12 protein-coding genes are annotated in these 12,693 nt (G+C 42.2%); 4 read left to right on the top strand and 8 right to left on the bottom strand.

Annotation, left to right across the window (positions count from 1 at the left end; genetic code table 11):
* Together PASHI_RS04985 and bioH are read right to left on the bottom strand one after the other, a co-directional pair.
* A complete protein-coding gene (locus tag PASHI_RS04985) occupies positions 1-309 on the bottom strand; it encodes a hypothetical protein (protein WP_054554434.1) in 309 nt (102 codons plus the stop codon).
* A gap of 101 nt (positions 310-410) precedes the next feature.
* Positions 411-1,148, bottom strand: a complete 738-nt coding sequence (bioH, locus tag PASHI_RS04980) for a pimeloyl-ACP methyl ester esterase BioH (protein ID WP_062564825.1) — start codon at positions 1,146-1,148, stop codon at positions 411-413.
* Between the two features lie 58 nt (positions 1,149-1,206).
* Between bioH and PASHI_RS04975 the strand changes: the two genes are divergently transcribed.
* The gene (locus PASHI_RS04975; protein WP_062564792.1) at positions 1,207-1,923 is read left to right on the top strand and encodes a ComF family protein; all 717 of its coding nucleotides are present in this window, start codon (positions 1,207-1,209) and stop codon (positions 1,921-1,923) included.
* A gap of 6 nt (positions 1,924-1,929) precedes the next feature.
* Here PASHI_RS04975 and PASHI_RS04970 read toward each other — a convergent pair whose 3' ends face one another.
* A complete protein-coding gene (locus PASHI_RS04970; protein ID WP_062564791.1) occupies positions 1,930-4,482 on the bottom strand; it encodes a M14 metallopeptidase family protein in 2,553 nt (850 codons plus the stop codon).
* Positions 4,483-4,626: 144 nt separating this feature from the next.
* Here PASHI_RS04970 and nfuA point away from each other — a divergent pair, with 144 nt between their 5' ends.
* Both nfuA and PASHI_RS04960 read left to right on the top strand, forming a co-directional pair.
* Positions 4,627-5,202 (top strand): Fe-S biogenesis protein NfuA, encoded by a 576-nt coding sequence (gene nfuA / locus PASHI_RS04965; protein WP_054554437.1) that lies wholly within the window; start codon positions 4,627-4,629, stop codon positions 5,200-5,202.
* A gap of 14 nt (positions 5,203-5,216) precedes the next feature.
* Positions 5,217-5,486 (top strand): hypothetical protein, encoded by a 270-nt coding sequence (locus tag PASHI_RS04960; RefSeq protein ID WP_054562862.1) that lies wholly within the window; start codon positions 5,217-5,219, stop codon positions 5,484-5,486.
* Between the two features lies 1 nt (position 5,487).
* Here PASHI_RS04960 and dinF read toward each other — a convergent pair whose 3' ends face one another.
* Positions 5,488-6,822 carry an MATE family efflux transporter DinF gene (dinF, locus tag PASHI_RS04955; protein ID WP_082710868.1) on the bottom strand — a complete coding sequence of 445 codons (1,335 nt, stop codon included), beginning with the start codon at positions 6,820-6,822 and terminating at the stop codon, positions 5,488-5,490.
* Here dinF and PASHI_RS04950 point away from each other — a divergent pair.
* The gene (locus PASHI_RS04950) at positions 6,799-7,830 is read left to right on the top strand and encodes a polysaccharide deacetylase family protein (protein WP_062564790.1); all 1,032 of its coding nucleotides are present in this window, start codon (positions 6,799-6,801) and stop codon (positions 7,828-7,830) included. The two genes, dinF and PASHI_RS04950, sit on opposite strands and share 24 nt — an antisense overlap.
* On the opposite strand, the gene PASHI_RS04945 is transcribed toward PASHI_RS04950, so the two are convergent.
* From PASHI_RS04945 to PASHI_RS04930, 4 genes are all read right to left on the bottom strand, one after another.
* Positions 7,817-8,851 carry a protein-glutamate methylesterase/protein-glutamine glutaminase gene (locus PASHI_RS04945; RefSeq protein WP_054562864.1) on the bottom strand — a complete coding sequence of 345 codons (1,035 nt, stop codon included), beginning with the start codon at positions 8,849-8,851 and terminating at the stop codon, positions 7,817-7,819. The genes PASHI_RS04950 and PASHI_RS04945 overlap by 14 nt on opposite strands.
* A gap of 8 nt (positions 8,852-8,859) precedes the next feature.
* Positions 8,860-9,477: a chemoreceptor glutamine deamidase CheD gene (gene cheD, locus PASHI_RS04940; protein ID WP_054562865.1), complete on the bottom strand. Its 618-nt coding sequence runs from the start codon at positions 9,475-9,477 to the stop codon at positions 8,860-8,862.
* Positions 9,474-10,292: a CheR family methyltransferase gene (locus PASHI_RS04935; RefSeq protein WP_062564789.1), complete on the bottom strand. Its 819-nt coding sequence runs from the start codon at positions 10,290-10,292 to the stop codon at positions 9,474-9,476. Before PASHI_RS04935 ends, cheD begins: the two co-directional genes overlap by 4 nt.
* A gap of 65 nt (positions 10,293-10,357) precedes the next feature.
* Positions 10,358-12,685 carry a methyl-accepting chemotaxis protein gene (locus PASHI_RS04930; RefSeq protein ID WP_062564788.1) on the bottom strand — a complete coding sequence of 776 codons (2,328 nt, stop codon included), beginning with the start codon at positions 12,683-12,685 and terminating at the stop codon, positions 10,358-10,360.
* Positions 12,686-12,693: the final 8 nt, after the last annotated feature.

The following is a 12,693-nucleotide window of genomic DNA, read 5'->3' as shown; positions in this document are numbered from 1 at the left end:
CTAAACTTTAATATCTATTAATGTACCGAGCACTTCATCAGCAGTCTGAATCGTGTTGATATTGGCTTTTGCATTAAACTCTTCAACTTTTAAATTAACAAGCGACTCATCGATTGGGGCGGGTTGTGAAACTGGCGGAGTTACAGCTTCATTTGGAGTTGCCGCTTGTAATTGGCGTTGTTGAGCTAATTGGGCATCATCTTGCTGATCAATTGAGGCACGGCTAATCTCAGCGCTCGCCTTTTCGATACCTTGGCTTGCACGGTTATAACCTTCTACCGCATTATTAAAAACAGAACTGATTGGCATAACACCCTCCAACAGTGAGATCTACCCGTTAAGTATCGCTCATAAAACGAGCAAAATAAAGCTAAATCCCGCTATTTTTCTGGCCTCTCAGCGAGTTTTGCTTAACACATTGATTTCAGTGCTGATATAAATGCCGCTTTATGTGAAATAAAAGGCGCGTGTGAGGCCTTATCTAAAACTTCATATTCAAACTGAGGTTGTAAGGCATGCATTTTTTCAATCGCGCGATAAGGTACTAATGAATCTAAGCGACCGAAAATACCACGTACAGGTACGCTAAGGTTAGCGAATAGCTCACGTAAATCATCCTGCTGTAAAATGTCTAAGCCCGCACTTAAAGCTTGCTCTTGAGGCGCAGGGTATTGGTTTAAAAGTGCTTTTAATTGCTTAATATCATCCCGTGCTGATTCACTGCCCATCGCTTGTATCGCCAAAAACCGTTCTATCGTTTTTTCTCTATGGCTAACCAGCTGATCTTTAAATGCGTTCAATACGTCAGGTTTAATACCTGGCCACTCGTCGGTTTGCGCAAAAAAAGGCGTTGAGGCAACCAACACAACCTTTGCTACTTTGTCAGGCCAATGTGCTGCAATATACAAGGCCAAAAGCCCGCCCAACGACCAGCCAATAAGAATAGACTCTTCATTTAGCTGTGTACTTAATTGCTCAGCTGCAGCATGCAAAGTGTAAGGTGTAGGGATTGACTGCGCGTTACCAAAGCCAGGTAAATCAAGGCATCGGACTTCACCATCATGAAAAAACTCAAGCTCAGGTTTGATCACTTGCCAAACCCCTTGGTTCATTCCCCAGCCATGTAATAGCACCATATCATTTTGCATATTTTGTATTTCCCAACCACACTTAGCGCTCATAATAGCGTTTAAAGGAATGAATGCAATGTCTCACTTACCTCATGCCTTAAAACTAGGGCTAGACGCACTATTCCCCAACTTTTGCATTAGCTGCCAGAATCACATACAGGCTGATCAAGCTTTGTGTCAGTATTGTTTAGATGACCTTAATTTATTTGACCTTACACACCATCCAAATTTATTACACCGACCAGATATCTGTGATGTATTTCCTGATAGTAATTTTGATCATTTAATTGCCTGTGCTTGGTATCAAGCGCCTTTTAAACTTTGGCTCAAGCAATTGAAGTTTAATGACCAGCAGTATTTTCGTGTGGCGCTACAACAAGTAATACAGAGGCAGCTGCAATTAGCTCATCAAGTTAATTCAAGTTGGCCCGATCTTTTTATTGTGCTACCACTGCATAATCAACGCTTTTTAGCGCGCGGCTTTAATCAGGTAAGCCAAACTTGGCTGCCTGTTTTGAAAAACCAGCAATGTACTGTTAGCTCAGCTCTTTACAAGCAAAAAGCAACCAAAGCGCAATCACAGTTAAGTAAAGCGAAGAGAGTTAAAAATCTACAAAATGCCTTTGTTTGTCAGCAAGATTTAACAGGAAAAACCGTGGCGATTATTGATGATGTGATGACCTCTGGCGCAACCATAAATGCTGCGACAGAAGCCATAAAACATGCAGGGGCAAAGCAAGTATGGGCTATGCTCACTTGCCTAACGGGGTTAGGCAACCTGCATTATGATTAATTGTGATTACTTATCACCAGAGGCATGAAAGGCATTACCAAAAAATAAGGCATTGCTTAGTAATCGACTCGTGCCGTACCAGTAACCACGGAATACAGGGTTATCTGTCATGCCTATCACACTGCCTTTGCCATATGAATGCGCAATGAGGCCTGCCGCGCCCGCGACTTGCTCTACATTTACGTCATCAGTAAAGCCAGCTAGAAGCGGTTTATCTGTGTAAGTAAGCACATTAACAAATGGGGCATCTGACTTCTCAAGTAGCCAAGTGCTATTCTTAAATACAGGTAATGTATTACGGTTAAGCGAATACGTAAGTGGGTGAGATAAATCCACTGAGGTATCAAAAATTGCACCGGCAATACGCTGACGACCAGCTAAGTCATCTTTATCAGCATAAGTAAGTCCTGTTGTATCAAAGGCACTGGCTACATCGCGACGAGATAAGTAGTTTGCTTTTAGTAGCTGCTGATCAGCTAAGAACTTAGCACCACCTTTATGACCCCAAATAACACCGCCTTTACGAACCCACGACTTAATAGCAACTTTAGTCGCATCATCAAGGCGATTGAAATTTCCGTGCGCTAAAATAATATGGCTGTAGTTTTCAAGGTCGATGTTACCTAAGCGCTCCATTTCGATAATGCTTGGCGCGGTGCCTACAAAACGATCTAAGTAATACCACACTTCACCAAGCTCATACTGGCTAGTTCCTTGACCACCCACGAGTAATACTTTAGGCGCTTTCACAACCGCCATTGCACGAGAACCTAAATCAGCACCTTTAACCGTGAGGCCCGAACTAATTGGCGTAATTTCAATGCCAAACTCATTCTGTGCTTGGTTTAAATAACTAACCCAGTTGCTATCAGTTTGCAGACCAGCAGGAACAAGAATACTACCTGGTTCAAAAGCTATTTCACCTGATGGCGTTTTTGCTGTAAGTGGGCTTAATGCCACGCGTGCTTTCACACCTTGTTCAAGCAAGCTATTAAGCATTTTTGGCGCTAGGTAATCATCCCATTTAAATGCATAGGCATAGCTTTGCGGTAATGCTGCAAAGCTTGACTTAACACTTTGTTGCCAAGGCATTTTAGCCACATTTAAGCCCCAGTTGCTGCTTACCTTTGCAAATTCTAGGTTGAAGGCATGAGCAAGTGTCCAGCCAGATACATCATAAAAGGTATTATCAACAAAACGCTGTTGCTCACTGAAAATCGCTTTAATTAAACGAAATTGTGGCTGTGCTAATGGCACATAATAGCTCTGCTCAGAAAAGCTTTGACCGTTTACTTTTAGCGGCTCTTCTAACATGTACGCATTGATTTGATGTTGTCTAAGTAAATCAAGGAAGTATTGCATGCGGCTTTGATCAGCGCCGCCTTTGACAACATACCCTTTAAAGTCTTCATCACCAGCAAGATCAACTGCTTTGTTGTAAAATTTTGCTTGATAATCAAGTAAGTCTGTACGGTTATCAATCGCCGCTTGGAACGTCGATAAGCTTGTTAATAACTGATTTTTAATCGTAAACGGGAAGCTTAACGGGCCGTTAATAGTTTCTTGTAAGTGACCACGCGAGCTCGCTTGTTCAAATAAGATGCCTACACCGCCATTTACGTCTGGGTAAGTTGAGCCTTTACCATAGTAAAAGTCATCAAAGCTTTCTTCTGTGAAGTAAAGTGCATTGTGCTCATCAAGTGTTTTTGCATGATAGTTTGCAATTGCTTTAGTCAGCGTGACATTTTCTTCAGGCGTGATTGGGTGCTTACGAGTTGGGATCCCTGGTTGGAAAAAGTAAGTGCTGTTTGGGCCCATTTCATGAAAGTCAGTTAGGATATTCGGTTTCCATTGGTGAAACTGTGCAATACGCGCACGCGATTCAGGGTGCTGCAGTAACAACCAGTCACGGTTTAAATCAAACAAGTAATGGTTAGTACGACTGCTTGGCCAACTTTCGATATGCTCGCGAGTTTGTGGATCTGATGATAACTTCATGCCACGGTTGCTGTTTGCCCAATTTGCAAAACGCGCTAAGCCATCAGGGTTTAATGATGGGTCGAGTAAAATAACCGTGTTGTTAAGTAAGGCATCGATTTCTGGCCCCTGTGCAGCTGCAAGGTAATAAGCAACGAGAAGCGATGCGTTGCTGCCTGATGATTCATTACCGTGAACACTGTAACCCATCCAAACAACCGCTGGCTGTTTGCTTGAGTCACTTTCCCCACCATTTAGGCGAGCTAAATGCGCCTTGCGGATTTGCTCAACTTGACCAAGTTTGTCGGACGCTGTAACCGTTAGCATCACCAGTGGACGCTGCTCATGAGTGCGACCGATTACTTTAAAATTCATTCGGTCACTTTTTTCAGCAAGAATTTGCATATATTGCACAAGTTGATCGTGACGTACATGCCACTCACCCACTTCGTAGCCTAGCACCTGTTCAGGGGTCGGAATACTTGGGTCAAATTTCACATCTTGTTCAAAGTAATAAGAAAGAGGTTTTGCTAATGCGCTGACGCTCACTAGCATGGTTAATATTGTTATTATGAAACGCATAGATAGCACCCGTAATTATTTGATGTTTTAACGCTACCATTCGATAAAATAGATGCAACTTTTTACGCTCAACACTGGCGACAACACGATGAGCGGAGTATGATACACAGTATCCGAGTAATTTAGTCAAGTATAGTCCGTTTTATGATCTCTATTTCTGAATCTGCACAATCTCATTTTGCTAAACTTTTAGCAGACCAAGCTGAACAAACAAACATTCGTGTGTTTGTAGTAAACCCAGGTACTTCGCAGGCTGAGTGTGGTGTTTCTTACTGCCCAGAAGACGCCGTTGAAGCGACTGATATTCGTCTACCATTCAATGGTTTTGATGCCGTTGTTGATGCAGAAAGCGCCCCTTTCTTAGAAGAAGCTGAAATCGATTTTGTAACTGACAAAATGGGTACTCAGTTAACGCTTAAAGCGCCGAATGCAAAAGCACGTAAACTTAGCGACGATGCATCACTGCAAGAACGTGTTCAACATATGCTTGAAACTGAAGTTAATCCTCAGCTCGCTAACCACGGCGGCCAAGTTAGCCTAGTAGAAATTACTGCTGACGGCATCGCGGTACTGCAATTTGGTGGTGGCTGTAACGGTTGTTCAATGATTGACGTCACACTAAAAGAAGGCATCGAGAAAGAAATGATCGCCAAGTTTGACGAAATCAACGGTGTAAGAGACATTACTGATCACCAATCTGGTGAGCACTCTTACTACTAACCGGTATCTAAAGCATGCTTAAAAAATGGGTATTTCGCTTAGGTAGCGACCCCAAGTTAAGCTTAAAACGCTTTCTTCGCGGCCTAGCACTATTTGTGCTAGCCGTGATTTTTATTGCCATAGGTTACTATGGACCCGCACTATTTCAATTAATTGGCCTAGCCATACTAGCAGTGGCTTTATTCTTTGCTGGTTGGGGCTACTTAGGTATTTTTGCCAACCGTTTTGCGCAAGTTTTAGAGCGCTCGTCTCCCAAAAATCACGACCCTGATTTGTGGAAGTAATTTAATCTAATAATTGCTGATTATTGACAATTTTACGATAGCGAAACCACAGCGTTAACCCGCGCATTAGCATAAAGCTGGTCATCGCAAACCATAAACCATGATTTTGCCAGCTACTCACTACCCAAAACAGTCCAAAAAAGCCCACTAGAGCACTAAATAACATAGTATTACGCATGTCTTTAGCACGGGTTAAGCCGACAAATACACCATCAAATAAGAAGCAACCCATCGCCGCGATAGGCAATATAATCACCCAAGGAAGGTAAACCGTTGCAAGGCTGATAACTTCGGGCACATCGGTAAGAAAGCGAATAATTGCCTCGCCAAATAATAAAAATAAAAGGCTATAAAACACCGCAAATAACCCACCCCAAAACAAGCTCAAATTAACCCATAACTTAATCTGCTTAGCGCTGTGCTCACCTTTCGCTTTACCGACCTTTGCCTCACTTGCATAAGCAATACCATCAAGCGCAAAGCTCACCAACATTAAAAAGTTTAGCAATACGGCATTAGCCGCTAAGGTTGTTTCGCCGATACGTGCGCCATAAAAAGTCATAAAGCTAAAACATAGCTGAAGTGCTAGTGAGCGAATAAAAATATCGCGATTTAAGCTTACTAAATCAAGTAACTTAGCAACACTTAACCAGGCTTTCACAGCAAGATTAACCCCCTGCTTTTTGGCAAGCTGTACAACTAACATCAGTGCAAAAGCAAGGGCGATATAATCAGCGATTAAAGATGCCCACGCAGCTCCAGCCACACCCCAATCAAGAAACACCACAAAATAAATATCGAGCACAATATTGGTTATATTGGTGATAAGTAATAAATAGAATGGCCCGCGGCCATAATGAACACCTAGCATCCAACCAAGTAAAACCAAGTTACACAAAGCAGCTGGCGCACTAAAAATACGAATCGAAAAATAGCTATTTGCTTGTTCTAAAACAGCTTCATTAGCATTTGATAAATATGCCATTAAGGATTGAATAGGTATACTCAGCGCTATTAATAACAGCGCTACCGCTGTTGCTAGTAACAAGCTGCGCTTTAATAGCTCAGCGAGTAAGGTGTGATCGCTTTTACCATAAGCCTGCGCAACTAACCCTGTGGTGCTCATGCGCAAAAAGCCTGCTAGCCAAAATAATAACGAGATAACTGCTGAACCGAGCGCTATACCAGCTAAATAGTGAGCGCTTCCTAAGTGGCCGATTACAGCAGTATCAACTAAACCTAACATTGGCACGGTAATATTTGATAAAATCATCGGACCGGCTAATAACAGTAAACTTTTATGGTGTGCCTTATGACGTTTAAGAAAATGTTTCATTTAGTATTTGCAGTCCTGTTAGGTTTATCTTTGCGTGCCCATGGCGCAGTCATTCTACAGTATCACCACGTCAGTGAAAGCCTTCCTGCGGTAACCAGCGTCAGTAACGAAACATTCACTGAACATATGCAATATTTAAAAGATAATAACTTCAACGTTATTCCACTAGATGAACTCATTACCTCGTTACAAGCTGGCCAACCGCTAACAGATAAAACCGTCGCAATAACCTTCGATGATGGCTACAAAAATAACTATGAAGAAGCTGCGCCCATCTTAGAAAAATTTGACTATCCGTACACTATTTTCGTAAATCCCGAGCTAATTGATGAAGGCAAAAGCTATGTAATGACGTGGCAGCAGTTAAAGGAGCTATCGAAAAAAGGCGCCTTAATTAGCAACCATACGCAAATTCATAATTACTTACACCGCAAACAACCAGGCGAGACTGAAGAAGCATGGCTTGCACGTACTAAAGAAGACATTTTATCTGCCCAGCAGCGCATTAAAGAAGAAATTGGCCATGATTACAAATACCTTGCTTACCCTTATGGCGAGTTTAATAATTCACTGCAACAACTAGTAAAATCGCTAGGCTTTGTTGGTATAGGTCAGCATTCAGGGGCTGTAGGTATCCATTCTGACTTTACCCGGTTACCACGCTTTCCGGCATCGGGCTTTTATTCAAAGCTTGATACGCTTGCCACTAAACTAGACTCTCAAGCATTCACAATCAAACAGCTCACCTATTCAGATAGCGTGACGGACGAAAACCCGCCAAGTTTAAGCATTCAATTTGATATGCAGGACTTTCATAAAAGCCAGTTTGCTTGTTATGTATCAGGTATTGGTCAAGCTGATTTAACCTGGCTTAGTAAAGATACGGTGAAGATCACCTCACCTGAAAAACTGAAAAAAGGCCGCTCTCGCTTTAACTGCACAGCCCCTTCTATCGCGAAAAAAGGCAGTTACTACTGGTTCTCTCAACCTTGGGTTATTGTACCTTAGCAGCTTGTTTTAGCATTTGCGCTGCAACCTTATCAAGGCGAACCACTTCATTAGCCGCATTGAGTTCGACTGCGGCTTTAGGCATGCCCCATACCACTGACGACAATTCATCCTGTGCTATGGTGTAAGCCCCAGCTTGATTTAATGCAAGCATGCCTTTGGCGCCATCGCTGCCCATACCTGTCAATAACGCAGCTACCGTCGCTTTAGGGCAAGCCACGACTAAGGAGTTAAATAGCACATCAACCGCTGGACGATGGCGATTAACCAGCTCACTTGAATCAAGCTGACAAAACAGACCTCCGGCTTTTTTTACTACACTCAAATGCTGATCGCCCGGTGCAATATACGCCCAGCCTGGTTGTAGCTTATCGCCATGCTCAGCTTCTTTAACGTTGATTTTACACGTTCTATCCATGCGCATTGCAAACGAGGTACTAAATACTGGAGGGATATGTTGTGTAATAACAATCGGTGGGCAGCTTTCTGGCATACGCACGAGCACTTCTTTAATTGCTTCTGTGCCGCCTGTTGAAGCGCCAATTGCAAGCACGCTGTTTGCCTTAAATTGCAATGCTGTTAAAGAGCTGTCGTCTTCAACTTTTGTTTCTTTAAAAGCTCGCACTCTAGCGCCAGCTGCAGTACGCACTTTTTGATGTAATAAATGGGCATAACGCTGAAGATTTTCAGTGACATTGATAGTTGGCTTAGCAATAAAGTCAACAGCACCAATTTCGAGGGCTTCCAGTGTGATTGGTGAGCCTTTTTGAGTCAGTGTAGAAATCATCACAACTGGCATAGGACGAAGGCGCATCAAGTTTTTTAAAAAACTTAACCCATCCATTTTCGGCATTTCGATATCAAGCGTTAAGACATCGGGATTAAGCCGCTTAATTAAATCTCGGGCTTGATAAGGGTCTTCTGCCGCACCAACGACCTGAATGTCTTGCGCTTGCTCGAGAACTTCCTTGAGTAAACCACGGATCAAAGCAGAATCATCAACTATGAGTACTTTGATCATTTGCTCTCCTAAAATAATTCAATATCCGTTTCTGCATCTTGCTGCTCAATATCGTGTAAGTATTTAATTTCACGTTTTTCAAGCTTATCAGAATGCAATTCACGCATTTTCTTAACCTGCGCCTTGCCTGTTTGTGGATCAAACATCACCTTACGTGGCCAAGGCCCGCCAACATCATGGGATACTAAATCTAAACCTTCCTCAAGTACATAGGCATTTGCAAAACGAATGTTACCAACACCAATATCTGTCATTGAGCGGATTATTTTCCCGCCGCCAAACAGCTTTACTTTGAGGTTGCGTCTAGAAGCACCATTTTTTAGGATTTCATTGATCAAGTATTCCATTGCCCAGTTACCATAACGGCAATTAAGGCTATGTGCGTTACTCGGATCAACACCTTTTTCTGCTGGCAGCATAAAATGATTCATACCACCAATACCTAAGCCTTCATCGTAAATACATGCAGCAATACACGACCCTAACACAGTTGTGATCAACTCATCAGACTTAGACACATAAAATTCGCCTGGTAATACTTTAGCAACCACTTTATGGCGCTTGCCATCCCAAAACCGTTTAACGTGCTCAAAACCAGACAATACAGGTTTAAAATGACTACTCATAGACCACCTTTTTGATAGATAGTTTGGCCTAAATTCTTAAACTCTTTGTGGTCCTTACCCAGTGTTTCGGAATGCCCCAAGAATAAATGACCTGAATCGGTCAACAAATCGTAATAACGTTTAAATAGAGTATCTTTCGTCGGCTTATCGAAGTAGATAACTACATTGCGACAAAAAATAACATCAAACGGCCCTTTCATAGGCCAGCTCTGTAATAAGTTTAGACGTTTAAAAAAAATATTCTTTTGTAGTTCAGGTTTTACTTTATATAACTGACCGTCATGGCTTTTTAGAAACCAGCGCTTAAGTTGGCTTTTGTCTAAACCATTCACATTGGCAGCGGTATAGGTGCCAGCCTGTGCTTTAGCGAGCACATTTGAGTCTAAGTCAGTAGCTAGAATTTTCACATCCCAATCAGATGGGAATAAACCGCTTAAGGTCATAGCAATGGTATAAGGCTCTTCGCCGGTCGAGCAGCCAGCAGACCACACCCTTACACGCTTTTGTTTAGCATTACTAATCAGCAGTTTGGGGACTATGGTATTTTTTAGATAACTAAAGTGATGTGGCTCACGAAAGAAAGAAGTCAGATTAGTAGTTATGGCATTAATAAACTCACTAAACTCTTGTTCTTTATTCTCTTCAAGAAAGTCTAAATATTCTTTAAAGTTCTTAAGCTTATGTTGGCGAATACGCCTTGCTAAGCGCGAGTAAACCATCTCGCGCTTATGCTCAGCTAAAACAATGCCGCAAGCATCGTACACTTGTGACGAAATAGCTTTAAAGTCACTATCCGTTAGTAAAAACTCTTTCATGTGCTTGACCCTGCAGCTGTAACATTAGATGCAATTAACTAGTTAGAATTTAATTGGGAAGAGTTTTAAAACTCTTCCCACTCATCACTAGGGTCAACAAAGTTATTACCTTTAGGTGCCGAACGTACTGGTGAGCTTGGCTGTTTAGCTGCAGGCGCTGAACTTGCACGGCTTGTAATATCCATCTCGTTATTCGATAACGAGAAGAAGTTTAACAAGCGGCGCATATCATTCGCTTGCTCTGCCATTGATTCACCCGCGGCAGAGGCTTCTTCAACTAATGCTGCATTTTGCTGGGTCATTTCATCCATTTGGGCAATGGCTTTATTGACCTGCTCAATACCAGAGCTTTGCTCTTCAGAAGCTTGGGCAATATCAGAAATCATTGCAGTAACTCTTTGTACTGCAGTAACAATTTCTTGTAATGTTGAACCCGATTCATTAACCAGTAATGTACCATCTTCAACTTTTCCAACACTGTCTCGGATCAATTCTTTGATTTCTTTTGCTGCAGCTGCTGAACGTTGCGCTAAGTTACGGACCTCACCAGCAACAACCGCGAAACCACGGCCTTGTTCACCTGCACGTGCTGCTTCGACAGCGGCATTAAGCGCAAGTAGATTTGTTTGGAAAGCAATTTCATCAATGACACTGATAATGTCTGCAATCTTCTTACTTGATTCATTAATTGCCGACATACTGGTTACAGCGCGATTTACAACTTCGCCACCTTTTTGTGCTTTAGTACGTGTTTCTTCAGCAAGTTCATTCACTTCTTTAGCATTATCAGCATTTTGACGAACCGTACTGGTCATCTCTTCCATGCTTGATGCTGTTTCTTCAAGTGATGAAGCCTGCTCTTCAGTACGTTGACTTAAATCAGCATTACCTTGTGAGATTTCTTCTGCACCACTGGCAACCAGCGTTGCCGAAGTATTAATGCGATTAATCACTTCAGTAAGCTTATCAGCCGTGGCATTTGCATCACGTTTTAACTTATCGAACGAGCCTTGGTAGTCTTGCTCAATACGTTTTGATAAGTCACCGTTCGCCATAGCATCCAGCATATTGCCTGTGTCTTTTACTGCATCATCAACAATACTAACTAGGCTATTTAAGCCCTGCGCTAGACGTAAGAAGAAACCTTGTTTACCCGCTTCTTCTACACGGGCTTCTAAGTCACCACTACCCGCTGCAGCAACAAGGCCGGCAATTTCTTTTTCAATAGCGACTTCAGCTGTTCTATCTTCCCACTCCACAACCGTACCAATACGCTCGTTGTCTGGGGTAAAAATAGGGTTTGCAACCAAACCAAAAGTACGGCCGCCGACTTGAATTTCAGTACTGTACGTATCACTTAACTTAGCAAGCATGTTACGTTGATGTGCTGGATTCTTATGGAACACATCAATATTTTGACCAATTAAATTATTACTGTTGAAGTTAGGTAAATCTTTACGTAAATCACTTTCAGCAATTTTCATCATGTTCAGAACGGCTTCGTTCATGTAAATAATGTTGTTACCAGAATCAGCAATCATGGTGTTAGTTGCCACGCGATCAAGTGCTCGGCGTACTCGCAAGTTTTCTTCTGCTGCACGCTTTTCAGCATCCGCTTTATTTACGCTATCAGTAATATCTTGCCACTCAACAATAGTACCTAAACGCTTACCCGAAGCGCTCACCCAAGGAGTCGCAATCAAGCTAAAAATAAGCCCCGCCAAACGCAATGTGGTTTTGTATGGTTCAGATAATGTTTTTAGTAATTCACGTTGATGTGATGGTTGTTTATGAAAATCATCAACACACGTACCCACTAAATTCGCCACAGAGAAGCTAGGTAGCACTGTTTGTAAAGTTGATTCGCGAGCTTGCAGCATTTGCTTTACTTGCTCATTAACAAAGATAATTTTTAAATCGTTATCGGCAATCATCACATTAGCTTGGCATACACGCAGCGCATTTGATAAATCAGCATCACGTTTTGACTGACGTTCAAGCTCTTTTTGCGGTGTGATGTCTGTAGCAAATTTGATAACTTTAGTGACATTACCATTGCTATCAATAATTGGGTTATAGGTACCTTGGATCCAAACTTGTTTGCCATTTTTACCGACACGCTTAAATTCATCAGTGAAGAACTCACCGCTGCGTAATCGCTGCCAAAACTGTTGATACTCAGGGCTTTGCGACTCTTTTTCAGCAACAAACATAGAGTGGTGTTGCCCTTGGATTTCTTCGAGTCGGTAACCCATGGTGTTTAAGAAATTAGCATTGGCAGTTATGATCTGCCCCGACGGTTGAAACTCAATCATCGCTTGCGACTTTCTAAGTGCCGCAATAACTAAATCATTTTCCGACTCAACATTTTTAGGACTGCTAAACCATCCCATACCCTTCA

This window comes from Pseudoalteromonas shioyasakiensis (genome assembly GCF_001550135.1).
Lineage (GTDB): Bacteria > Pseudomonadota > Gammaproteobacteria > Enterobacterales > Alteromonadaceae > Pseudoalteromonas > Pseudoalteromonas shioyasakiensis.
This window is presented reverse-complemented; position numbering and strand designations above follow the sequence as displayed.